The organism is Burkholderia sp. S-53, from assembly GCF_025560745.1.
Taxonomy (GTDB): Bacteria; Pseudomonadota; Gammaproteobacteria; order Burkholderiales; family Burkholderiaceae; genus Burkholderia; species Burkholderia pyrrocinia.
The window spans coordinates 3,309,269-3,332,258 of sequence record NZ_CP090483.1; the positions used below are offsets into that span (position 1 = coordinate 3,309,269).

24 protein-coding genes are annotated in these 22,990 nt (G+C 68.0%); 8 read left to right on the forward strand and 16 right to left on the reverse strand.

Annotated features, from left to right (window positions below):
• Positions 1-34 precede the first annotated feature (34 nt).
• Both LXM88_RS20380 and LXM88_RS20385 read right to left on the reverse strand, forming a co-directional pair.
• Complete coding sequence (locus LXM88_RS20380; RefSeq protein ID WP_262542887.1) at positions 35-559, reverse strand: DUF2244 domain-containing protein; 525 nt, start codon at positions 557-559, stop codon at positions 35-37.
• Between the two features lie 195 nt (positions 560-754).
• The gene (locus LXM88_RS20385) at positions 755-1,720 is read right to left on the reverse strand and encodes a methyltransferase domain-containing protein (RefSeq protein WP_262536637.1); all 966 of its coding nucleotides are present in this window, start codon (positions 1,718-1,720) and stop codon (positions 755-757) included.
• A gap of 83 nt (positions 1,721-1,803) precedes the next feature.
• Here LXM88_RS20385 and LXM88_RS20390 point away from each other — a divergent pair, with 83 nt between their 5' ends.
• Together LXM88_RS20390 and trmL are read left to right on the forward strand one after the other, a co-directional pair.
• Positions 1,804-2,607, forward strand: coding sequence for a ComF family protein (locus LXM88_RS20390; RefSeq protein WP_262536638.1), 804 nt, complete (start codon positions 1,804-1,806; stop codon positions 2,605-2,607).
• Positions 2,608-2,714: 107 nt separating this feature from the next.
• Entirely contained in the window at positions 2,715-3,185 is a 471-nt protein-coding gene (trmL, locus tag LXM88_RS20395) for a tRNA (uridine(34)/cytosine(34)/5-carboxymethylaminomethyluridine(34)-2'-O)-methyltransferase TrmL (RefSeq protein ID WP_262536639.1), read from the forward strand.
• Positions 3,186-3,207: 22 nt separating this feature from the next.
• On the opposite strand, the gene LXM88_RS20400 is transcribed toward trmL, so the two are convergent.
• The 5 genes from LXM88_RS20400 to LXM88_RS20420 all read right to left on the reverse strand — a co-directional run bounded on the left by LXM88_RS20400 (position 3,208) and on the right by LXM88_RS20420 (position 6,118).
• Positions 3,208-3,732: an O-acetyl-ADP-ribose deacetylase gene (locus tag LXM88_RS20400; RefSeq protein WP_262536640.1), complete on the reverse strand. Its 525-nt coding sequence runs from the start codon at positions 3,730-3,732 to the stop codon at positions 3,208-3,210.
• Between the two features lie 92 nt (positions 3,733-3,824).
• A complete protein-coding gene (locus tag LXM88_RS20405) occupies positions 3,825-4,823 on the reverse strand; it encodes an NAD(P)H-dependent glycerol-3-phosphate dehydrogenase (RefSeq protein WP_262536641.1) in 999 nt (332 codons plus the stop codon).
• Between the two features lie 25 nt (positions 4,824-4,848).
• The gene (secB, locus tag LXM88_RS20410) at positions 4,849-5,331 is read right to left on the reverse strand and encodes a protein-export chaperone SecB (RefSeq protein WP_047899099.1); all 483 of its coding nucleotides are present in this window, start codon (positions 5,329-5,331) and stop codon (positions 4,849-4,851) included.
• Positions 5,332-5,438: 107 nt separating this feature from the next.
• Complete coding sequence (grxC, locus tag LXM88_RS20415) at positions 5,439-5,699, reverse strand: glutaredoxin 3 (protein WP_124615792.1); 261 nt, start codon at positions 5,697-5,699, stop codon at positions 5,439-5,441.
• On the reverse strand, positions 5,696-6,118 hold the full coding sequence (locus LXM88_RS20420; RefSeq protein WP_034179117.1) for a rhodanese-like domain-containing protein: 423 nt from the start codon (positions 6,116-6,118) through the stop codon (positions 5,696-5,698). The genes grxC and LXM88_RS20420 overlap by 4 nt, the downstream gene beginning before the upstream one ends.
• Before the next feature lie 134 nt (positions 6,119-6,252).
• Here LXM88_RS20420 and gpmA point away from each other — a divergent pair, with 134 nt between their 5' ends.
• The 3 genes from gpmA (at position 6,253) to LXM88_RS20435 (ending at position 9,853) form a co-directional block, all read left to right on the forward strand.
• A complete protein-coding gene (gene gpmA / locus LXM88_RS20425) occupies positions 6,253-6,999 on the forward strand; it encodes a 2,3-diphosphoglycerate-dependent phosphoglycerate mutase (protein ID WP_262536642.1) in 747 nt (248 codons plus the stop codon).
• 267 nt (positions 7,000-7,266) lie between these two features.
• A complete protein-coding gene (locus tag LXM88_RS20430) occupies positions 7,267-8,817 on the forward strand; it encodes a S41 family peptidase (protein ID WP_262536643.1) in 1,551 nt (516 codons plus the stop codon).
• Between the two features lie 283 nt (positions 8,818-9,100).
• Positions 9,101-9,853, forward strand: a complete 753-nt coding sequence (locus LXM88_RS20435; RefSeq protein WP_262536644.1) for a HesA/MoeB/ThiF family protein — start codon at positions 9,101-9,103, stop codon at positions 9,851-9,853.
• 84 nt (positions 9,854-9,937) lie between these two features.
• On the opposite strand, the gene ptsP is transcribed toward LXM88_RS20435, so the two are convergent.
• The 7 genes from ptsP to LXM88_RS20470 form a co-directional block, all read right to left on the reverse strand.
• Positions 9,938-11,710, reverse strand: coding sequence for a phosphoenolpyruvate--protein phosphotransferase (gene ptsP / locus LXM88_RS20440; protein ID WP_262536645.1), 1,773 nt, complete (start codon positions 11,708-11,710; stop codon positions 9,938-9,940).
• 201 nt (positions 11,711-11,911) lie between these two features.
• Positions 11,912-12,181: an HPr family phosphocarrier protein gene (locus LXM88_RS20445; RefSeq protein WP_072437289.1), complete on the reverse strand. Its 270-nt coding sequence runs from the start codon at positions 12,179-12,181 to the stop codon at positions 11,912-11,914.
• 74 nt (positions 12,182-12,255) lie between these two features.
• Positions 12,256-12,726 carry a PTS sugar transporter subunit IIA gene (locus tag LXM88_RS20450; RefSeq protein ID WP_047899103.1) on the reverse strand — a complete coding sequence of 157 codons (471 nt, stop codon included), beginning with the start codon at positions 12,724-12,726 and terminating at the stop codon, positions 12,256-12,258.
• 232 nt (positions 12,727-12,958) lie between these two features.
• Complete coding sequence (gshB, locus tag LXM88_RS20455) at positions 12,959-13,915, reverse strand: glutathione synthase (RefSeq protein ID WP_262536651.1); 957 nt, start codon at positions 13,913-13,915, stop codon at positions 12,959-12,961.
• A gap of 27 nt (positions 13,916-13,942) precedes the next feature.
• Positions 13,943-15,232 carry a glutamate--cysteine ligase gene (gshA, locus tag LXM88_RS20460; RefSeq protein WP_262536653.1) on the reverse strand — a complete coding sequence of 430 codons (1,290 nt, stop codon included), beginning with the start codon at positions 15,230-15,232 and terminating at the stop codon, positions 13,943-13,945.
• Between the two features lie 243 nt (positions 15,233-15,475).
• Positions 15,476-16,984: an ammonium transporter gene (locus tag LXM88_RS20465; protein WP_262536655.1), complete on the reverse strand. Its 1,509-nt coding sequence runs from the start codon at positions 16,982-16,984 to the stop codon at positions 15,476-15,478.
• Between the two features lie 37 nt (positions 16,985-17,021).
• Positions 17,022-17,360 carry a P-II family nitrogen regulator gene (locus LXM88_RS20470; RefSeq protein ID WP_006398175.1) on the reverse strand — a complete coding sequence of 113 codons (339 nt, stop codon included), beginning with the start codon at positions 17,358-17,360 and terminating at the stop codon, positions 17,022-17,024.
• Between the two features lie 355 nt (positions 17,361-17,715).
• Between LXM88_RS20470 and LXM88_RS20475 the strand changes: the two genes are divergently transcribed.
• Positions 17,716-17,967, forward strand: coding sequence for an accessory factor UbiK family protein (locus tag LXM88_RS20475; protein ID WP_006489451.1), 252 nt, complete (start codon positions 17,716-17,718; stop codon positions 17,965-17,967).
• Positions 17,968-18,250: 283 nt separating this feature from the next.
• Complete coding sequence (locus tag LXM88_RS20480) at positions 18,251-19,855, forward strand: YifB family Mg chelatase-like AAA ATPase (protein WP_262536972.1); 1,605 nt, start codon at positions 18,251-18,253, stop codon at positions 19,853-19,855.
• Between the two features lie 333 nt (positions 19,856-20,188).
• Here the strand turns inward: LXM88_RS20480 and LXM88_RS20485 are convergent, their stop codons facing one another.
• A complete protein-coding gene (locus LXM88_RS20485; protein WP_262536975.1) occupies positions 20,189-20,761 on the reverse strand; it encodes a hypothetical protein in 573 nt (190 codons plus the stop codon).
• A 162-nt stretch (positions 20,762-20,923) separates the two neighbouring features.
• On the opposite strand from LXM88_RS20485, the gene LXM88_RS20490 reads away from it, so the two are divergent.
• The gene (locus tag LXM88_RS20490) at positions 20,924-21,460 is read left to right on the forward strand and encodes a TlpA disulfide reductase family protein (RefSeq protein WP_262536977.1); all 537 of its coding nucleotides are present in this window, start codon (positions 20,924-20,926) and stop codon (positions 21,458-21,460) included.
• A gap of 97 nt (positions 21,461-21,557) precedes the next feature.
• Here LXM88_RS20490 and LXM88_RS20495 read toward each other — a convergent pair whose 3' ends face one another.
• Positions 21,558-22,913 carry a sigma-54-dependent transcriptional regulator gene (locus LXM88_RS20495; protein WP_262542888.1) on the reverse strand — a complete coding sequence of 452 codons (1,356 nt, stop codon included), beginning with the start codon at positions 22,911-22,913 and terminating at the stop codon, positions 21,558-21,560.
• Between the last annotated feature and the right edge of the window lie 77 nt (positions 22,914-22,990).

Consider the following 22,990-nt stretch of genomic DNA (forward strand, 5'->3'; position numbering starts at 1 on the left):
CGCCGGCCTGTTCCCGGCCGGTGCCCGCGCCTCGTCAGCCGCAGCGCCTGAGCGACACGCGCAGTTCATCGGCGAACTGCGCACGCTTGTACTGCGCGAGATGCTGCCCGATTACGACGGTCTGCCCGCGCGATACCAGTCGAATCGGATCGCGTGGCGTCGCACCCGGCTCGACCCGCACCCAGCGCGGGTTGAATTCGATCTGCGTGAGCCGCTCCGCATCCATCCGCTCGATCACGAGCCGGTGCGGAAACAGCCTGATGCGTTCGTAATCGACCGCATGGCGAGCATAGATCGCAAATGCGACACCCACAGCCAGCAACTCGATTCCGGTGAAAGGCATGACGAGCCAAGCCCCCCACCACATCAGCAGCCCCGCGATCACCAGCGAGAAGCCTGCGAGCGACGCGTAAAACAGCACGAACTGGCGTGGCGACGCCGAACAGTTGCGTTTCATCAGCCAGTCTTCGAGGACCGGCTCGCCGTTCGTCGTCTCCGCCAAAACCCTCGCTGCTTCCATCGCCGCCTCACGCGAATGGCATGCGATGCATGCCTGCATCGGACTCGTCGCCCCGTATTGCGGGGACCCCGGGACGACAAGCTGACGCATTATAGGCGGGTTCAATGGCATCCACAAGCAAGCGCCTATCGCCCCGCAAGCCAAGCGCGACAAGCTTTCCGGCCATTTTTGGCGCCATTTCGACCCCGCTTTGCGCCGCTAATTTCAGACATAACAAAACCCCTCTTTACCGCTTTACCGATTCTTCGGACGCCCCTTTCCGATGTCCTCGATGCGCACGATCCCGTGCCCTTCGGCGGTCGTGCGCGGCACGGCCTTCCACGCATGGCCGTAGATCACTTCGAAGGTCAGCGGAATCGTGCCGTCCGCGCGCCGGCGCGCTTCCAGCGCATCGCAGAGCGCCGCGCGAAAGCGCCGCGTCGCGTGCTGCGGCGCCGCCCGCTCGAACGGATAGGCGCCCCAGCGGCGCACGTCGGCCAGCAGGGAGTCGGGGGATTTGTAGGTGACGGTCAGCACTTCCTGGTCCATCACGGGAATCTCGAAGCCGCTCTCGACGAGCATGTCGCCGAGGTCGTGCATGTCGACGAAATCGATCACGCGCGCGGCGGGCAGCGCAATGCCGAGCGCCGCTTCGGCGTCCGCGCAGGCCGCGCGCAGCTCGCGCAGCGTGTCGGGGCCGAGCGTGCTGAACATCAGCAAGCCGTTCACGCGCAGCACGCGCTGCCATTCAGGCAGCACCGCGTCGGGACGCGAATGCCAGTGGAGTGCGAGATTCGACCAGATCAGGTCGAACGCGCTGCCCGGGAACGGCAGCGCGGCGAAATCGGCCTGCGCGACGCGCGGGCCGCGCTGGCCCAGCGCCCGGCCGAGCGAAGCCGGCAGCCAGCGGCGCCAGTTGGTCTGCTCGACCTCGCGCTGACCGGCCCGCGCGAGCATCGCGCCGGACAGGTCGACGCCGAATACGGGCGCCTCCGGAAAACGCGCGCGCAGCGCCGGCAGGTCGTCGCCCGGGCCGCAGCCCGCATCGAGCACGGCCGTGGGGCTCACCTTGATGTATTCGAGGCGCTCGTTCATCCGTTGCGCGATCTCGCGCGGCAGGAACGCGACCGCGTCGAACGTGGCGGCACGGCGATCGAAGATCCGCCGCAGGCGCCTGGCGTCATTGGCCGGACGGCCGGTTGAAGTCGAAGCTGGGGACATGTCGGGCACACTGGCGAAGAGCCCGAAGTATACTCGCTCGCCCCGCAGGCTTCATCGAGACGGGGCCGCCAGGAGTGTTCGCGATGATCCGCAGTTCCGCTCCGCGCACGATGCGCGTCGTTTTGTCGCAGGCTCGCGCGCTGGCGGTGCGCGTCGCCGCAGTCGCGCTGCCGAATCGCTGCGCGCTGTGCGGCAATTTGTCACACGCCGTGATTTGCGTTGCCTGCGACGCCGCGTACTGGAATGAAGCGCGGCTGCGCTGCGACGCCTGCGCACTGCCGCTGGGCATCGGCCAACTGCGTTCGCGCCCGCTCCGCGGCGGGCACACCGGCGCCGGCCGCGCGGCCGCGTACCGCTGCGACGCGTGCCGCACCGCGCCGCCGCCGTTCGATGCGACGCTCGCGCTCGCGGATTACCGCGCGCCGCTCGACGGGCTCGCGCGCGGCCTGAAGTTTCATGCGCGGCTCGCGCTCGGCGCCGAATTCGCGGCCCGGCTCGCCCGGCTGGTCGACGATACGCAACGCACCGGCGGCTTCGACCTGGTCGCGCCGGTGCCGCTGTCGCATCGGCGGCTCGTCGCACGCGGCTACAACCAGGCATGGGCGATCGCGCGTCCGCTCGCGCGCCGGCTCGGCGTGCACGCGGATGCGGCGCTGCTCGCGCGGGTCGCCGACACCGCGCCGCAGTCGCGGCTCGCGCTGCGCGCGCGGCGCGACAACATGATGGCGGCGTTCGCTGTGGTGGGCGACGTCGCGGGCCGCCACATCGCGCTCGTCGACGACGTGATGACGTCCGGCGCGACGCTCGCGGCGGCCGCGCACGCACTGAAGGCGGCGGGCGCCGCGCGCGTGACGAATCTGGTTGCGCTGCGCACCGCCAGGGATTAATTAGATAGGGAGGCCGGCCGCCTGCACGCGGCCGTAGCCGTCACGAACCGGCCGGCCGGGGCGGAGCACATGTTGCCCCGCCCCGGCCGGCCCAGCCAAACCGAAACATGTTCAACGTCGTCCTCGTCGCCCCCGAAATTCCGCCGAACACCGGCAACGTGATCCGCCTGTGCGCCAACACCGGCGCACACCTGCACCTGATCGAGCCGCTCGGCTTCCCGCTCGACGACGCAAGGATGCGCCGCGCCGGCCTCGACTACCACGAATATGCGCAGATGCGCGTGCACCGCGACTGGGACGCGTTCGTCGCGGCCGAATCGCCCGATCCCGCGCGGATGTTCGCGTTCACGACGCGCGGCTCGGGCCGCTTCCACGATCATGCGTTCCTGCCGGGCGACTGGTTCGTGTTCGGCTCGGAGACGCGCGGCCTGCCCGCCGAGCTGCTCGAACGCTTCGCGAACGAACAGCGCGTGCGCCTGCCGATGCGGCCGGACAACCGCAGCCTGAACCTGTCGAACACGGTCGCGGTAGTCGTGTTCGAGGCGTGGCGCCAGGCCGGCTTCGAAGGCGGCGCCTGACGCGTGCGCGGCGCGGGCAGCGTCAGGCCCGCGCGAGCCGTGCGCGATACAGGTCGTAGATGTCGGAAGAAAAGCACGCGAACACCACGCGCGCAAGGTTCGGCGCCTGCGGCAGCATTTCGGCGACGGTGCCGACTGCAATGTCGACGGCATCGCCCGCCGGATAGCGGTAGATGCCGCAACTGATCGCCGGAAACGCGATCGACGTCGCGGCAACCTCCTCGGCCAGTTCGATCGCGCGCCGGTAGCACGATGCGAGCAGGTCGGGCTCGCCGCGATCGCCGCCGTGCCACACGGGGCCGACCGCATGGATCACGTAGCGCGCCGGCAGCCCGTGGCCGCGCGTGAGCTTCGCGTCGCCCGTATCGCAGCCGCCGAGCGTGCGGCACTCGGCGAGCAGGCCGGGGCCGGCCGCGCGGTGGATCGCGCCGTCGACGCCGCCCCCGCCGAGCAGCGAGCCGTTCGCCGCGTTGACGATCACGTCGACCTCGAGCGTCGTGATGTCGACGAGCTGCGCGTCGAGCGTGGTGGAATGGATCTGCAGCATGACAACCTCCCGGAACGCCGGAGACTGTTCAAGCGTAGTGCGCTTTGGCGCCGCGCGCTTGGCGCGAGCGCGCCGGGCGGCGCCCGTCCGCGCTACTCGGCGCGCGCGTCGCGCCGCAGCAGGCCGCTGACGGCGTCGCGCGGCGCGATGCCGTCGAACAGCACGCCGCACACGGCTTCGGTGATCGGCATCTCGATCGATTGCGCGCGCGCGATCGCGAGCACGGCCTGCGCGCAGCGCACGCCTTCGGCCACGTGGCCGAGCGCACCGAGGATGTCGTTCAGCGTGCGGCCGGCCGCCAGTTGCAGGCCGACCGTGCGGTTGCGCGACAGGTCGCCCGTCGCGGTGAGGATCAGGTCGCCGAGGCCCGTGAGGCCCGTGAAGGTTTCCGCACGGCCGCCGAGCGCGACGCCGAGCCGCGACATTTCGGCGAGGCCGCGCGTGATCAGCGCGGCGCGCGCGTTCAGCCCGAGGCCGAGGCCGTCGGAAATGCCGGTCGCGATCGCCAGCACGTTCTTCACCGCACCGCCGACCTCGACGCCGACCACGTCGTCGCCCGTATAGATCCGCATCGCGCCGTGATGGAACGCGGCGAGCGTGCGCTCGCGGCAATCGGCGGACGCGCTCGCCACCGTCAGCGCGACGGGCAGCGACTGCCCGACCTCGCGCGCAAAGCTCGGCCCCGACAGCACGCCGTTGCTGCGCTGTTCGGGCAGCTCGGCCGCGATCACCTGATGCGGCAGCAGATGCGTATCGGCCTCGAACCCCTTGCAGACCCAGACGATATGCGCAGGCACGCAGCCTGAGTCGCGCATCGCGTGGCACAGCGTGCGCAGCCCGGCCACGGGCGCCGCGATCACGCACAGCGCGTCGTCCGCGGCGCCATGCGCGAGCGCGGCGCCGAGATCGGCGTCGTAGCGCAATGCGTCAGGCAGCGCGATGCCGTCCAGATAGCGGGAATTTTCGTGCCGGGCCTGCAGCCCGGCGATGAGCGCGGCGTCGCGCGCCCACAGAAGCGTATCGTGCCGCGCGGCCAGATGGCCCGCGAGCGCGGTGCCCCAGGCACCGGCGCCGAGAACGGCTACTTTCATACCCAGCACCGGTCCGAGTGAAACGTCAGTTCAGCGTCGTGCCGTTCGGCGCGCCTTCGGCGCCGGCGTGCTGCTGCTGAAGCTGCGCGAGACGCTGCTCGTACAGCGCCTGGAAGTTGATTTCCGCCAGGTGGATCGGCGGGAAGCCCGCACGCGTGATCGCGTCGGCGATGTTCGAGCGCAGGTACGGGAACAGGATCGTCGGGCAAGCGATGCCGACGAGCGGGTCGAGCTGTTCGTCCGGAATGTTGCGAATGTCGAAAATGCCGGCCTGCTTCGCTTCGATCAGGAACGCGACCTTGTCCTTCACCTTCGCGGTGACGGTACCCGACACGACGACTTCGAACACGCTTTCCGCGAGGCGGTCGGCCTTGACGTCGACTTCGACTTCAACCGACGGCATGTCCTGCTCGAGGAAGATCGCCGGCGAATTCGGCTGTTCGAGCGACATATCCTTCAGGTAGACGCGCTGGATGTTGAAGAACGGTTGGTTTTCGACGTCGGACATGGTGTTTCCCTAAAAGTGGTGACGGAGCGGCCCGGCTTCTCGCCGGCCGCCACGGATGAATCCTGCGCGCCCAAGCCGCGGCGCGGCCGGCGGCCATTCTGCCCTAATCAGGCCGCTTGCAGAAGCGGTGCGAGCCCGCCTTCGCGGTCGAGCTTCGACAGATCGTCGTAACCGCCGACATGCGTGTCGCCGATATAGATCTGCGGCACCGTGCGGCGCCCCGTGCGCGTCATCATTTCTTCGCGGCGTGCCGGATCGCGGTCGATCAGCACCTTTTCGATCTGCTCGACACCGCGCAGCTTCAGCAGGCGCTCGGCCTGGATGCAATACGGACACACCTGCGTGCTGTACATCAAAACCTTGCTCACTTCGCCACTCCTTGTTTGACGACCGGCATCCCGGCCTGCTGCCAGGCGGCCACGCCGCCCTCGAGCACGTGCACCTCGGCGTAGCCCGCCGCCTCGACCTCGCGCGCCGCCTTCTGCGACTGCTGGCCATTCTGGCAGACGAGCAGCACCGGCGTGCTCTTGTTCTTCGCGACCTGCGCGATCTTCGCGCCGATCTCGCCCGCCGCGACCTGACGCGCCGACGGCAGGTGGCCGGCGGCAAAATCGGACGCGGCGCGCACGTCGATCACGACCGCGTTGCGGCGGTTGATGAGTTGGGTGGCCTCTGCAGCCGACAGGCCGCCGCGGCCGCGGCGCAGCGCGGGCCACGCCAGCAGGCCGCCGGATACCAGCAGGATCGCGATGAGGGCCAGGTTCGTGTAATCGGTAAAGAACGTCACGGAATTCCGCCGGAAAAAGAGAAATCGGATGAGGACAATCCCGCCATTATAAAATAACCGTCTTGCGCGATGGCGGGCCCGGGTCGGGTGCCGCGCAACGCGCACCGCTTCCTTCACTACCGACCGCAAGATCCATGTACAAACTCGTTCTCATCCGCCACGGCGAATCGACGTGGAACAAGGAAAACCGCTTCACCGGCTGGGTCGACGTCGACCTGACCGAACAGGGTCGCAACGAGGCCTACCAGGCCGGCGAATTGCTCAAGGAGGCCGGCTACACGTTCGACATCGCGTACACGTCGGTGCTCAAGCGCGCGATCCGCACGCTGTGGCACGTGCAGGACCGGATGGACCAGATGTACCTGCCGGTCGTCCATTCGTGGCGCCTGAACGAGCGCCACTACGGCGCGCTGTCGGGGCTGAACAAGGCGGAAACGGCCGCGAAGTTCGGCGACGAGCAGGTGCTCGTCTGGCGCCGCAGCTACGACACGCCGCCGCCCGCGCTCGAGCCGACCGACGAGCGCGCGCCGTTCGACGACCCGCGCTATGCGAAGGTGCCGCGCGAGCAGTTGCCGCTCACCGAGTGCCTGAAGGACACGGTCGCGCGCGTACTGCCGCTGTGGAACGAATCGATCGCGCCGGCGGTCCGCGCCGGCAAGCAGGTGCTGATCGCCGCGCACGGCAACTCGCTGCGCGCGCTGATCAAGTACCTCGACGGCATCTCGGACAGCGACATCGTCGGCCTGAACATCCCGAACGGCGTGCCGCTCGTGTATGAGCTCGACGAGAACCTGAAGCCGATCACGCACTATTACCTCGGCGACCAGGAAGCGATCGCGCAGGCGCAGGCCGCCGTCGCGAAGCAGGGCAAGGCGGGCTGACGCCCGTCGCGCCGGGCGGGCCGCGTCCGGCGCGGCGTGCCCGGCCGGCCCGGCACGCCGCGCGAACCTTCGCGGCCCCGCTGCTGTCGAATCCGCTTTCGAACCCTCGGCACGTCGGCGGCGCCCCGCCGGGCCTTCTCCGGGCCTGGTTTACAGCACCTGTTCGCAGCTTTTCGCGGCGTTCCACTGAGTCATCGGACGAACAGTTATACTTGTCCGCTATATCCCCGCTACCGCCACGCGCTTCCCGACCGCACCAGACTCTCTATGCGAATGAAATTGAAGAACATCGGCCTGATTGCCGCGGGCCTTGCCACGGGCGTGTTCGCCACGCTGCAGATTTCCGCGTCGGCCGAGCAGACCGCCACGGCGCCGCTTCCCCTCGACCAGCTCCGCCTGTTCGCGGAAGTATTCGGCCAGATCAAGCGCGAGTACGTCGAACCGGTCGACGACAAGAAGCTGCTGACGGCGGCGATCAAGGGCATGGTGTCGAGCCTCGACCCGCACTCGTCGTTCCTCGACAAGACCGACTATGACGAGCTGCAGGAGCAGACGAAGGGCCGCTTCGCGGGTCTCGGCATCGAGATCTCGCAGGAAGACGGCCTCGTCAAGGTGATCTCGCCGATCGAGGACACCCCCGCGTTCCGCGCCGGCATCCGTCCGGGCGACCTGATCACGCGCATCAACGACAAGCCGGTGCGCGGCATGACGCTCGACAAGGCCGTCAAGCAGATGCGCGGCGAGCCGGGCACCAAGGTCACGCTGACGATCTTCCGCAAGAGCGACGACCGCACGTTCCCGGTCACGGTCACGCGCGCGATCATCAAGGTCCAGAGCGTGAAGATGAAGATCCTCGATCCGGGCTACGCGTATATCCGCATCACGAGCTTCCAGGAGCGCACGACGCCCGATCTCGCGCAGAAGCTGCAGGACATCGCGCGCCAGCAGCCGAACCTGAAGGGCCTCGTCCTCGACCTGCGCAACAACGGCGGCGGCCTGCTGCAGAGCGCGGTCGGCGTGGCCGGCGCGTTCCTGCCGCCCGACTCCGTCGTCGTGTCGACCAACGGCCAGATCCCCGATTCGAAGCAGGTCTACCGCGATACGTACGACAACTATCGCCTGCCCTCCTTCGACGGCGATCCGCTGAAGAACCTGCCGCCGGTCTTCAAGACCGTGCCGATGATCGTGCTGACGAACGCGTATTCGGCGTCCGCGTCGGAAATCGTCGCCGGCGCGCTGCAGGATTCGAAGCGCGCGCAGATCATGGGCAAGACGACGTTCGGCAAGGGCTCGGTGCAGACGGTCCGCCCGATGACGGCCGACACCGCGCTGCGCCTGACGACCGCGTACTACTACACGCCGAGCGGCCGTTCGATCCAGAACAAGGGCATCACGCCCGACGTGCCGGTCGATCAGTACGCGGACGGCGATCCGGACGACGTGCTCGTGACGCGCGAGGTCGACTACACGAACCACCTCGCGAACACGCAGGACCCGAACGAGAAGAAGGAACAGGAGGATCGCGAGCAGCGCCGGATGGATCAACTGCGCGTCCTCGAAGAGCAGAACGACAAGAAGACGCCGGAGCAACGCCAGAAGGATCGCGATCGCAAGCCGATCGAGTTCGGCAGCACCGACGACTTCATGATGCAGCAGGCGCTCAACAAGCTCGAAGGCAAGCCCGTCCAGGAATCGAAGTCGCTGCTCGCCGAGAGCACGACCAAGAGCCCGGCCGGCAAGGCTGCCGCGGCCCCGAAGGCATCGGGCACGAGCGTGAAGCCGGTTTCCGCACCGAAGCCTGCGTCGGCGCCGAAGTAAGCGCCGGCCGGCATCCGACGGGCCATCGCGGGAAGACCGCGATGGCCCGTTTTTCATGTGCGCCCAGTGTAGTGTTCGGTGCTAAGCGGTGCTGATGTGCCAGCGGATTCGTGCTCGTGGCAAGGCGCAAACCGCAGCGATGCCCAGTGGCATCGCGAGGATTTGCAACGCAGCCACGGGCGCGAAGGCGCAGCACATCAGTGCCGATTAGCGCCGAACACTGCACTAGAATACGCAGATACGTCCGCGCCGCCGCCGGCGGCATGCTTCGCCCGATCTCCCCATGAACGACGATCAACTCCTCCGCTACTCCCGCCACATCCTGGTCGACGAAATCGGCATCGAGGCGCAGCAGCGCTTTCTCGATGCGCACGCGATCGTCGTCGGCGCGGGCGGCCTCGGTTCGCCCGCCGCGATGTACCTCGCGGCATCGGGAGTCGGCACGATCACGCTCGTCGACGCCGATACGGTCGACCTCACGAACCTGCAGCGGCAGATCCTGCACGTGACGGCATCGGTCGGCCGCAGCAAGGTCGAATCGGGCCGCGACGCGCTCGCGCAACTGAACCCCGAGGTGAAGGTGAACGCGGTCGCGGAGCGCGTCGACGACGCGTGGCTCGACGCCCACGTGCCACGCGCGACCGTCGTGCTCGACTGCACCGACAACTTCGCGACACGGCACGCGATCAACCGCGCGTGCGTCGCGCACAGCGTGCCGCTCGTGTCGGGCGCCGCGCTGCGCTTCGACGGCCAGATCAGCACGTTCGATTTCCGCGACGCGACCGCGCCCTGCTATGCGTGCGTGTTTCCGGAAGACCAGCCGTTCGAGGAGGTCGCGTGCGCGACGATGGGCGTGTTCGCGCCGACGGTCGGGATCATCGGCGCGACGCAGGCTGCCGAAGCGCTGCGCGTGATCGGCAAAATCGGCACGACGCTCAACGGGCGGCTGATGATGCTCGATTCGCTGCGGATGGAATGGACGACGATGAAAATCGCGCGCCAGGCCGACTGCCCCGTATGCGGGGGCCGGCACTGACGCGCGAGCGGCATGCGCGTGCCGCGCATGCATGACATTTCATCGCAATTAGCGTCTGTCGGCCGCCCGAGCAGCCCGAGCGACCTAAGCGGCCGCGTCCGCACGCGGCTCGGCGACCGACAGACGCTGCAGCGCCGCCTGCACTTCCTCCGGCTCGAACGCGGCAAGCACGTCGGCCGTCGGCTTCTCGAGCGCCTTCAGATGCGCGCGCAGGATCTCCTGCTTCACGACGAGCAACTGGCTCGGGTGCATCGAGAACTCGGTGAGCCCCATCCCGAGCAACAGGCGCGTAAGCGCCGGATCGCCCGCCATCTCCCCGCATACCGACACCGATACCCCCGCGCGCTTCGCTTCGCGCAGCGTATAGGAGATCAGGTGCAGCACGGCCGGATGCAGCGGGTCGTACAGGTGCGCGACCGCGTTGTCCGCGCGGTCGATCGCGAGCGTGTACTGGATCAGGTCGTTCGTGCCGATCGACAGGAAATCGAACCGCTTCAGGAACAGCGGCAGCGCGATCGCCGCGGCCGGAATCTCGATCATCGCGCCGATACGCACGTTCGGATCGTACGCGAGCCCCGCGTCGTCGAGCTGGCGCTTCGCCTCGCGGATCAGGTCGAGCGTCTGGTCGATCTCCTGCGCGTGCGCGAGCATCGGGATCAGGATCTTCACCTGGCCGAACGCGGACGCGCGCAGGATCGCGCGCAACTGCGTGAGGAACATCTGCGGCTCGGACAGGCTCCAGCGGATCGCGCGCAGGCCGAGCGCCGGGTTCGGCGCCGTCTCGTAGCCCTCGTCGAGCGCCTCGAGCGGCTTGTCCGCGCCGACGTCGATCGTGCGGATCGTCACCGGCATGCCCTTCATCCACTCGACGGCCCGCTTGTACGCGGCGAACTGCTCCTCCTCTTCCGGCATCTCCTTCTGATGCATGAACAGGAACTCGGAGCGGAACAGCCCGACGCCGACCGCGCCGGCCTCGACGGCCGCCTTCGCGTCGTCGGGCAGCTCGATGTTCGCGTACAGCTCGATCTTGGTGCCGCACAACGTCTGCGTCGGCGAGAATTTCAGACGCTGCAGCTTGCGTTGCTCGAGCAGCTTCTCGGACTGGCGGTACGAGTATTCCTCGAGGACGATCGGCGCGGGATCGACGATCACGATGCCCTGGTCGCCGTCGACGATGATCAGGTCGTCCTGGCGGATCAGCGCGCTCGCATGCTGCACGCCGACCGCGGCCGGAATGCCGAGGCTGCGCGCGACGATCGCCGTGTGCGACGTGCGCCCGCCGAGGTCGGTGACGAACGCCTGGAACGACTGCGTCTTGAACTGCATCATGTCGGCCGGCGCAATGTCGTGCGCGACGACGATCATCTCGTTCGTGCCGTTCGCGGCAGCGCGGTCGAGTGCCTGCGACGCGGACGGCGCACCCGCGAGTGCCTTCAGCACGCGCTCGACCACCTGTTCGATGTCGGCCTTGCGCTCGCGCAGGTATTCGTCCTCGATGTCGTCGAAATGGCGCGTGAGCAATTCGAGCTGCTCGGTCAGCGCCCACTCGACGTTGTAGCGGCGCGTGCGGATCAGGTCGATGGTTTCCTGCACGAGCATCGCGTCGCTCAGGATCATCATGTGGACGTCGATGAATGCGCCCACTTCGCTCGGGGTGTCGTCGGTCAGGTCGGCGCGCAACGCTTCGAGTTCGCGATGCACGACTTCGAGCGCCGTGCGGAAACGCTCGACCTCGGCGTCGATCTGGTTCGCCTCGATCAGGTAATGGGCGACGTCGAGCGCCGCCGGCGCGATCAGATACGCTCGCCCGATCGCGATACCTCGTGAGACGGGAATGCCTTGCAGCGTGAAGGACACGCGCACCTCCTCTGTACAAGTAAAGCCGCGGCACACTGCTGCGATGCGCTTATGACCCCGGTTAGCGATTATAAATTCCGCGACTCCCCGCTGACTGCATGCACCGCAGCATTGCGGATTCCGCATCAATGCTTCCGACGAAAAAAATGCCGCGAAATTCGCGGCATTCCGACTGGAAACGGCAACGATTCCGCGTGACGATCACTGACCTTCGCCGAATTTGTCGGCGATCAGCTTCAGCAGCGCGTCCATCGCTTCCCGCTCGTCGGCCCCTTCGGTCTCGATCGTCACGGTGCTGCCGATGCCCGCCGCCAGCATCATCACGCCCATGATGCTCTTCGCGTTGATCTTGCGCCCGTTGCGTGTCATCCAGACTTCCGACTGGAAGTTGCCGGCCAGTTGCGTAAGCTTGGCCGATGCGCGCGCATGGAGCCCCAATTTATTGACGATGGTGGTTTCTTGTTGAAGCATGATTCTCGGTCGGGTCGGTCGGGACCGCCGGCGGCGCGCGCCGGCGGTGCTGTCTAAAACGAAAAACGCGGTGATCAGTGCGATTCGGTGCGCGGTTGCGGTTCGGGCGGAATCGGCGCGCACTGGCCGCAGCCGGCTTCCGTCGGCGGCGGCGGCGTGCCGGCCGCCACTTCGTGGACGCCCTTCGCGCCGCCGGACAGCGCCTTGTCGACGAGCTTGTCGAGCGGCACGGTGCGATAGCAGACGGCCCGCACGAGCATCGGCAGGTTCGCGCCCGCCAGCACGCGCACGTTGTCGATCTTCGCGAGCTGGCCCGCGATGTTCGCGGGCGTCGCGCCGTACATGTCGGTCAGCACGACCACGCCGTTCTCTTCCTTGAGCCGAGCGAGTTCCGCGTGCGCGAACGCCATCACCTGGGTCGGATCGCTGTCCGCCGTCACGTCGATACAGCCGATGCGCGCGGGCACGCCGCCGTAGATGTGCGCGATGCAATCCCGCAGCGCGGTGGCGAGCGGGGCGTGCGCGATGATCAGAATCCCGGCCATGTCAGATCGCTCCCGGCCGCCCCTGGCGGGCCGATACCCCGCAGCGGGGCAATGAGCGTAGCGAGTGTGGGGAACGTTTCATGTTCAGCCTTGCAACAGTGTCGGCCCGACCGCCGGGCCTTCGGTGCGCCGATCACGGCACCGGGCAAGCGGGCATTGTAGCAGGCCGGTCAAGCTGCTCCGGCGACGGGGGGCCTGCGCGGCCGCCGCCGGGGTTGCGCGGAAAGACGGCCTACGCGGCCGCACGCTCCAGCGCGTCGATGAACATCGCGGCGACGTCGAAGCCCGTCTGCTCCATGATCTCGCGGAAGCACGTCGGACTCGTGACGTTCACCTCGGTCAGCCAGTCGCCGATCGCATCGAGGCCGACCAGCAGCAGCCCGCGCGACGCGAGCACCGGCCCGAGCGTTTCGGCGATCTCGCGATCGCGGGCAGTCAGCGGCTGCGCGACGCCGAGCCCGCCCGCGGCGAGATTGCCGCGCACCTCGCTGCCCTGCGGAATCCGCGCGAGCGAATACGGCACCGGCTCGCCGCCGATCAGCAGGATGCGCTTGTCGCCGGCCTTGATCTCCGGAATGAACTTCTGCGCCATCACCGAGCGCGTGCCGTCGTGGCTCAGCATCTCGACGATCGAGCCGAGGTTCATGCCGTCCGGCTTCACGCGGAACACGCCCATCCCGCCCATCCCGTCGAGCGGCTTCAGGATCACGTCGCCGTGCTCGGCGTGGAATGCGCGCAGCCGTTTGGCGTCGCGCGTGACCAGCGTGGGCGCGACGAACTGCGGAAACTCGCCGATCGCCAGCTTCTCCGAATGGTCGCGGATCGACTGCGCGTTGTTGAACACGCGTGCGCCCGCGCGCTCGGCCAGTTCGAGCAGCCAGGTCGACGTCACGTATTCCATGTCGAACGGCGGATCCTTGCGCATCAGCACCGCGCCGAACGATTCGAGGCGGCGCGCGTCGACAGGCCCCGCTTCGAACCAGGTCTCGCGTTGCAGGTCGTCGAGTTCGCCGACGAACGTGATGCGCCGCACGTCGGCCTCGACGGCGGAGCCCGTCCACGCGAGGTGGCGCGGCTCGCACGCGTACACCGCATGCCCGCGCCGCGCGGCCTCCGCCATCATCGCGTAGGTCGAATCCTTGTAGATCTTGAAATGCTCGAGCGGGTCGGCGATAAAGAGAATATCCATGCGAATCCTGTACGTAGCGAAGCCCGGTTACACCTGGATGGCTTCGGGATCGGTCTTTTCCAGTTCGATCGACGACGCGATCAGCGACAGCCGCGCGACGACGCCGTACATGTAGAAACGGTTCGGCGGCGCGGCACCCGGCTTCGCGCCGGCATCCGGCAGCGCGGTGTGCTCGAAGCCGAGCGGCACGTAGTGCATGCCGGGCGCGTTCAGGTTCTGGTCGCGCTCGCGGCCGCCGTGCGTGCGGTAGAAACCGCCGACCACGTAGCGGTCGATCATGTACACGACGGGCTCGGCCACTTCGTCGCCGACGCGCTCGAACGTATAGACACCTTCCTGCACGATCACGTCGCGCACCGCGAGGCCGGCCTTCGACTCGGCCATCTGCGCGCGCTCGGCCTTCGACATGCGGCCGATCTCGGCCGCGTCGTGCACGGTCATCACGCCGCGCCCCGCCGTGCCCGCATCGGCCTTCACGACGACGTACGGCTTCTCGCTGATCCCGTATTCGCGATACTTGCGCGCGATCTTCTTCAGCACGCCGTCGATCGCGTCGGCGAGCGCCTGCTCGCCTTCATGGCCCTGCCAGTCGACGCCTTCGACGTGCGCGAAATACGGATTCACCATCCACGGATCGACGCCGACCATCTTCGCGAACTTCTTCGCGACGTCGTCGTAGCACGCGAAGTGCGTCGACTTGCGGCGCACGGCCCAGCCCGCGTGCAGCGGCGGCAGCAGGTACTGCTCGTGCAGGTTTTCCAGCACGGCCGGGATGCCGGCCGACAGGTCGTTGTTCAGCAGGATCGAGCACGGATCGAAATTCTTCAGGCCGAGGCGGCGCTGCGAACGCTCGAGCGGTTCGAGCACGATCTTCTGGCCGTCGGCCAGCGTGATCGGCGTCATGTCGGTGATGCTCGGGTCGAGCGAGCCGAAGCGCACGTTCAGGCCGGCCTGGCGCATGATCGTCGCGAGGCGCGCGACATTTTCCAGGTAGAACGCGTTGCGGGTCGGCAGCTCGGGAATCACGAGCAGGTTCTTCGCGTCCGGGCAGATCTTCTCGATCGCGGCCATCGCGGCCTGCACGGCGAGCGGCAGCACTTCGGACGGCAGATTGTTGAACGCGCCGGGGAACAGGTTCGCGTCGACGGGCGCCAGCTTGAAGCCGGCGTTGCGCAGGTCCACCGAACAATAGAACGGCGGGGTATGTTCCTGCCATTCGAGCCTGAACCAGCGTTCGATCGCAGGCGTCGCGTCGAGGATCTTCTGCTCGAGTTCGAGCAGCGGACCGTTCAACGCGGTAACGAGGTGGGGAACCATGAATCACTCGCGAGCGGGAGAATGAAGATTGTAGAGCAATTGCCCTGCCCATTTGGGGATTGTTCCCGGCTTCGCAAGGGTTTGGAGGAAGTTTTCGGCTATTGACCCGATAGCGCGAAGGGTTATGCGCTACGGCAGCAGGCGGCAGGAGAAAAAAAGCCCGCCGGGTGGGCGGGCCGAAGTCGCTGCGCTCATTCGTGGCGGGCGCCGTCTCCGCGGCGGCCCGCCGTGCATCCTTATGACTTATTCGACATGCTCGCCGTGCAGGATCACGTCGAGGCCTTCGCGCTCTTCCTCTTCGGACACGCGCAGGCCCATCGTCATGTCGATCACCTTCAGCAGCACGAAGCTCAGCACGCCGCTGTAGACCAGCGTGATCAGCACGCCCTTGGCCTGCAGCAGCAGGCTGCCGTCGGCGCCGCCGATGTCCTTGACCGCGAACACGCCCGTCAGCAGCGCGCCGAGAATCCCGCCCACGCCGTGCACGCCGAACGCATCGAGCGAATCGTCGTAGCCGAGCTTCGACTTGAGCCACGTCGCCGACCAGAAGCACACGACGCCTGCCGCGATGCCGATCACGAGCGCACCCGCCACGCCGACGAAGCCGGCTGCCGGCGTGATCGCCACCAGACCCGCGACCGCGCCCGACACGATGCCGAGCACCGACGGCTTGCCCTTCGCGACCCACTCGGCAAACATCCAGCCGAGCGCCGCGCAGGCCGTCGCCACTTGCGTGGTCAGCATCGCGAAACCGGCACGGCCGTCGGCCGCAACCGCCGAACCCGCGTTGAAGCCGAACCAGCCGAACCACAGCATCGAGCCGCCGATCATCGTCAGCACGAGGTTGTGCGGCGCCATCGATTCACGGCCGTAGCCGACGCGCTTGCCGAGCACCAGGCACGACATCAGGCCCGCGATACCGGCGTTGATGTGCACCACGGTGCCGCCCGCGAAGTCGAGCACGCCGTCCGACGACAGCCAGCCGGTCGGCTCCCACACCATGTGCGCGATCGGCACATAGACGATCAGCGACCAGAGCGTCATGAACACGAGCATCGCCGAGAACTTCATCCGGTCGGCGAACGCGCCGCAGATCAGTGCCGGCGTGATGATCGCGAAGGTCATCTGGTAGACGAAGTAGACCGATTCCGGAATCGTCGGCGCCAGGTGGCTGACGGTCAGCGTCGTCGCCTTGTCGCCGTGGATGTAGTTCATCCCGTGCAGGAACGCGCGCGACAGGCCGCCGATGAAGCCGTTGCCCGGCGTGAACGCGAGGCTGTAGCCGACCACCGTCCACAGCACCGTGATCAGCGCGGTGATCGCGAAGCTCTGCATCACGGTCGCGAGCACGTTCTTCTTGCGGACCATGCCCGCATAGAACAGCGCGAGGCCGGGGATCGTCATGAACAGCACGAGCGCGGTGGAGGTCAGCATCCACGCGGTGTCGCCCGAATTGATCTTCGACGAATCGACCGAGAACGGCGCGGTCGGTGCGGCAGGGGCGGCCGGCGCGGATGCGGCAGCGGCGGCCGATGCGTCGGCGGCGCCCGAAGCCGGTGCGGCGGCAGCGGCGGATGCGTCAGGTGCGGCGCTCGCGGTCGCGGCAGGTGCCGCGGCAGCCGATGCGTCGGGGGCCGAAGCGGCGGGCGCGGACGCAGCCGCGGCGGACGCCGCGTCGTCGGCGAGCGCGGGGCCGACACCGGCCGCGATCAGCGAGCCGGCCATCAGCAGGGACATCAGAAGTTTGCGCATCTTGGATTTCCTCTTGTCGCTTGTCTTGTCTGTTCTGTTACAGCGCGTCAGCGCCGGTCTCCCCGGTGCGAATCCGGATCACTTGTTCGATCGGCGTGACGAAGATCTTGCCGTCGCCGATCTTGCCGGTGCGCGCGGCCCGTTCGATCGCCTCGACCGCCTGGTCGACGAGATCGTCGGACACGGCCGCCTCGATCTTCATCTTCGGCAGGAAATCGACCACGTATTCGGCGCCGCGATACAGCTCGGTGTGCCCCTTCTGGCGCCCGAACCCTTTTACCTCCGTCACCGTGATGCCCGAGACGCCAAGCGCCGACAGCGCTTCGCGCGTCTCATCGAGCTTGAACGGCTTGATGATTGCGGTAATGAGTTTCATGAAGTCCTCTCGCTGGGTTGTCCCGTCGAATTGGTTGGAATGTTGTAACGGACTCTTCTCAGCAACTCGCATGCCATGTTCGTCCGAGCACCGTCTCGAACGGCTCCGTAACGGGGTCGCATCGCGTGATGTAAGGTGCAGAAGCCCGGCCGAATGGCCAACGTGGCCCGGTTTGCTGGCGCGGCGAAAGGATCGTTGCTAGAGTGCTCGCACGTCCCGGATCGACGGGACATTCACCCATGCGGGCGCCATGCCCGGAATTCGCGCTCCGGGCGCACCATTTCCGGTCATGCGTGCATCATGGGCACGTACGCAACTGAAGATGCACACTTTTTGTGCAAGGAAGGGGAATCACATGAAACAACCCAGCGATGTTTTCAACGATCTGCAGTCGCGTGTCAGCGATCTGCTGAAAAACTCGCCGGCCAAGGACGTCGAGCGCAACGTGAAGGCCATGCTGTCGCAAGGCTTCTCGAAGCTCGACCTCGTCACGCGCGAGGAATTCGACACGCAGGCGCAGGTGCTCGCCCGCACCCGCGTGCGCCTCGAGGAACTCGAAAAGCGCGTCGCGGAGCTCGAGCAGAAGCTCGCGGCGCCGCAGGCCTGACGCCCGCCACCCGACCGCAAGGTCCGGGCGCGGGCCGCCTCGCGCGGCCCGCGCCCGCCGCCCCGAAGCCGTATCGCCGTTCTTCGTAGTCCGTCGTTCTTCGCCATACTCCCCGCTCTTCGCTGTCCATCGCTCTTCGCAGTCCCCCGCTCTTCGCAGTTCGTCGTTCCGCAGCACCTCGTTCTTTCCCCGCGCCACGCCGGCAAGCGCGCACCGATTCCTCCGATTCCCGCGGCATGCGGCCCCGAACGGCCGTCGCCCGTCTGTTTACAGGAGCCTCGCCATGTCGCTCGCCGTGGTGCGCAGTCGCGCGCCCGCATCCGGCCGCGCGCCGGACGTCACCGTCGAAGTCCATCTGGCCAACGGGTTGCCGTCGTTCGCGATCGTCGGCCTGCCCGATCTCGAAGTCCGCGAAAGCCGCGAGCGCGTCCGCGCCGCGCTGCAGAACTGCGGATTCGAATTCCCCGTGCGCCGCATCACCGTCAACCTCGCGCCGGCCGATCTGCCGAAAGAGTCGGGCCGGTTCGACCTGCCGATCGCGCTCGGCATCCTCGCCGCGAACGGCCAGATCCCGGCCGACGCGCTGGCCGGCCGCGAATTCGCGGGCGAGCTGTCGCTGACCGGCGCGCTGCGGCCGATGCGCGGCGCGTTCGCGATGGCGTGCGGCGCGGCGCGGGACTGGCGCGCGGGTGAAACCGGATCGGGCCTCGTTGCCGGCCCAGGCCCGGATTCGGCCGCCCTGTCCGGCGCCGCGGCACCGGTGCGTCGGCCCGAGCTATACCTGCCGCTCGGCAGCGCGGCCGAGGCGGCGCTCGTGCCGGGCGTCACCGTGTTCGGCGCGCCCGACCTGCCCGCGCTGTGCGCGCACCTCGCCGATGCGCCCGACGGGCGGCTGATGCCGGTCGCGGCGCCCTGCCTCGACGGCCTGCCGGCGCCGGCCGCGCCCGACCTCGCGGACGTGGTCGGCCAGCGCGGCGCCCGGCGCGCGCTGGAAGTCGCCGCCGCGGGCGGTCACCACATGCTGATGGTCGGGCCGCCGGGTGCCGGCAAGTCGATGCTGGCCGCGCGGCTGCCTGGCCTCCTGCCGCCGCTGACCGACGACGAGGCGCTGACGTCGGCCGCGCTCCTTTCCGCGAGCCGCCTCGGCTTCTCTCCCGCGCAGTGGCGCCGGCGGCCGTTCCGCGCGCCGCATCACTCGTCGAGCGCCGCCGCGCTGGTCGGCGGCCGCAACCCGCCGCAACCGGGCGAAATCACGCTCGCACACCTCGGCGTACTGTTCCTCGACGAACTGCCGGAGTTCGACCGGCACGTGCTCGAAATGCTGCGCGAGCCGCTGGAAGCCGGCCGCATCACGATCTCGCGCGCGGCACAGCAAGCCGACTTTCCGGCCGCGTGCCAGCTGATCGCCGCGATGAACCCATGCCCGTGCGGCTGGCACGGCGATCCGTCCGGGCGCTGCCGCTGCACGCCGGACGTCGCCGCACGCTACCTGCGCAAGCTGTCGGGGCCGCTTGTCGACCGCATCGACATCCAGATCGACCTGCCCGCGCTGTCACCGGCCGAACTCGCGTCGCGCGCGTCGGCGCCCGGCGAGCCGAGCGCCGCGGTCGCCGCGCGGGTCGCGCAGGCGCGCGCGCTGCAGCTCGACCGGCAGGGCAAGACGAATCACATGCTGAGCGGCCGCGAGACCGACGACCTGTGCCGGCCGACCGACGAAGGCGAGCGCCTGCTGCGCGAGGCCGGCGAGCGCTTCGGCTGGTCGGCGCGTGCGTATTTCCGCGTGCTGAAGGTCGCACGGACGATCGCCGACCTGGCCGGCGACCCGCTGCCGACGGCCGCGCAGATCGCCGAGGCGATCCGTTATCGGCGCGTGCTCACGACGCTCTGAACGCCGTCCGAGGACAAAAAGATGCTGTCAAGACTTGACTTATGCACAATTTCGCGAATCCGGCCCCGGATTGCAGCTCGCCGGAACCTGTTCGACAGAGAATCCGTATCCCTTTGTTTTTATTGATTTTTCTCAATATGAGAGCAAGCGGAAAAACGCGCCGGAGGGCCGTCCGGCGCGGCTCAGCGGGACATCCGGCCGACTTTTCAACAAAGTTATCCACATGCGCTGTGGATAGTCGAAAAACCCTCGCAAAATCCGGCGATTAGCGTCGAAAGCTGCGAATGAACTTTCAGTTGTCACACAGTGTCTGAGCGCCCTCGCCGGCCGCCATCAGTCGAGTTTGAACGAGCCGAAAAACTGGTCGAACTGCTCCGGTGCGAGTGGCCCGTCGGCGATCACGACGGCCTGGTACGCGTGCCGGCCGCGCGCCGCGAGCCGCGCGACGATCGTCTTGTGCGCGCGATCGCCGCCGGCGGCCGCCCCCGCGATGCGCAGCTCGAGCCCGTTCACCGCGCCGCCGGCCGCGAGCGGCACGGGCACCGAAGCCGTCTGCGGCGCGCCTTCGAGATTGCGCGACAGCCCGGCGCGCAGGAACTCGAGCGCCGCGCGGCGCGTGTCGTCGCGGTCGTCGGGCAGCGTCAGCGTGCCGACCGCGAACACCGCGCCGTCGACGTGCGCGGCCTGCATCCGCATCGGCATCGACGTGCCGCCGATCGCAACCGGCTGCTCCTCGACGGTCGGCTTCGCGGGCAGGTCGATCGTGTAGCCGGCGTCGTTGTGCAGCGTGCGCCAGTCGTACGACGGCGAGCACGCGGCCAGCGCGACGCTCGCGCAGGCGAGCGCGGCGAACTGTCGCAGCGGACGAAAAAGGGGGCGCAACGAATCGATGACTTCCTTCGGCATGGCGTGGACCGGGCAGGCAAAACGGCCATTATCCGCCGAACGTGAAAACCGGGATGCGGGTCCGCCGTCGGTGCGCACACCGCATTCGCGCTAAAATGAGCGACGAATTTCGACGTCCTTTGCATCGACCCGCGTCATCGACCGACTCCGAGAGCACCGCAGATGAACACCACGCCTCCCGTCCGCCGCAGCGCCGGCCCTGTCCGCTACATCGTCGCGGCCGCCGTCGTCGCGGCCATCGCCGTAGCCGGCTTCTTCGCGTTCAACGGCAAGTCCAGCGTGCCGGACGCGACGTTCACGCTGCTGTCGGGCCAGAAAGTCTCGACCGCCGGCGACCTGAAGGGCAAGGTCTATCTCGTGAACTTCTGGGCGACGAGCTGCGCGACCTGCATGCAGGAAATGCCGCAGATGGTCGATACCTATAACCGCTTCAAGGGTCAGGGGCTGGAATTCGTCGCGGTCGCGATGAACTACGATCCGCCGATGTACGTCGCGAACTACGCGCAGACGCGCCAGTTGCCGTTCAAGGTCGCGCTCGACGACGGCAGCGTCGCGAAGCAGTTCGGCAACGTGCAACTTACGCCGACGACCTTCGTCGTCGACAGGAACGGCAAGATCCTGAAGCGCTACGTCGGCGCACCGCAGTTCGCGGAACTCGACGCGCTGCTCAAGAAGGCGCTCGACAGCAACGCAGCCTGAGCGCAGCAGAATCCGGATCGAAGGGCCGAGCACAGCGCCCCTTCTCCCAAGACGGACCGCACGACCGGTTATCCCGGCTCCGCGGTCCGTTTGCTTTTCAGCGCTCGGTTTCGCCTTTCGCCGACAGCCCGTAGCGCTTCATCTTCTCGTACAGCGTCGCCTTGCCGACATGCAGCCGGTCGGCCGTCGCGGCGACCGCGCCGCCCGTCTGGTTCAACGCCTCGGCGATCACCGCGCGCTCGAACTGCTCGATGCGCTCCTTCAGCGTCTGCTCGTTGTCGGCGGCGTCGCCGCCCGCGCCCGTTTCCTGCGGCATGTCGGCCACGCCGAGCACGAAGCGGTCGGCCGCGTTGTGCAGCTCGCGCACGTTGCCGGGCCAGTCGCGCTGCATCAGGCTCGCGCGCTGCCGGTCGGTCAGCACGGGCGCGGGCCGCCCGTAGCGCACGGCCGCATCGAGCATGAAGTGCTCGAACAGCGGCACGATGTCCTCGCGGCGCTCGGCGAGCGGCGGCAGCGCGATCGTCACGACGTTGAGCCGGTACAGCAGGTCGCGCCGGAACGTGCCGGCCGCGACGAGTTCGCTCATGTCGCCCTTCGCGGCCGCGACGACCCGGCAGTTCACGCGGATCGGCTGGTTCGAGCCGAGCCGCTCCAGCACGCCGTCCTGCAGCACGCGCAGCAGCTTCACCTGCAGCGCGAGCGGCATGCTTTCGATTTCGTCGAGGAACAGCGTGCCGCCGGACGCGTATTCGAGCTTGCCGACGCGCCGCTTCGCGGCGCCGGTGAACGCGCCGGGCTCGTAGCCGAACATCTCCGACTCGAACATCGGCTCGGGTAGCGCGCCGCAATTCACCGCGATGAACGGCTTGTCGCGGCGCGGCGACAGCTCGTGCAGGCTGCGCGCGATCAGTTCCTTGCCGGCGCCCGTGTCGCCGTTGATCAGCACCGACGCGTCGGTGGGCGCGATATTCGCGATCAGCTTGCGCACCTGCTCGATCGCGGGGCTGCGGCCGATGATGCGCGGCGCGACGGCGTTCTGCCCGGCCAGCTCGCGCCGCAACGCATGGTTCTCGAGCACGAGCTCGCGCCGCTCGAGCGCGCGGCGCACCGTCTCGATCAGGCGCTCGGCCGCGAACGGCTTCTCGATGAAGTCGTACGCGCCGTCGCGCATCGCCTGCACGGCCATCGAGATGTCGCCGTGCCCGGTGACGAGGATCACCGGCACGTCGGGCACGCGCTCGCGGCACTGCGCGAGCACGTCGAGCCCGCTTGCGCCGGGCAGCCGGATATCGCTGACGATCGCGCCGGCGGTGTCCGCGACGATCGCCTTCTCGGCCGCTTCGGCCGACTCGAAGCCGGCGACGTCGAAGCCCGCCAGTTGAAGGCTCTGCACGCTCGCCCGGCGAACGAGCGCATCGTCTTCGATATAGATCACTTGCAGCCGGTTGGCCATCGTACTCACTTGCTCCTGACGGGCCGCGCAGCGCTATCGCGCGCGCGGCGGCGTTGATGCCGGTCGTTCGCCGACCG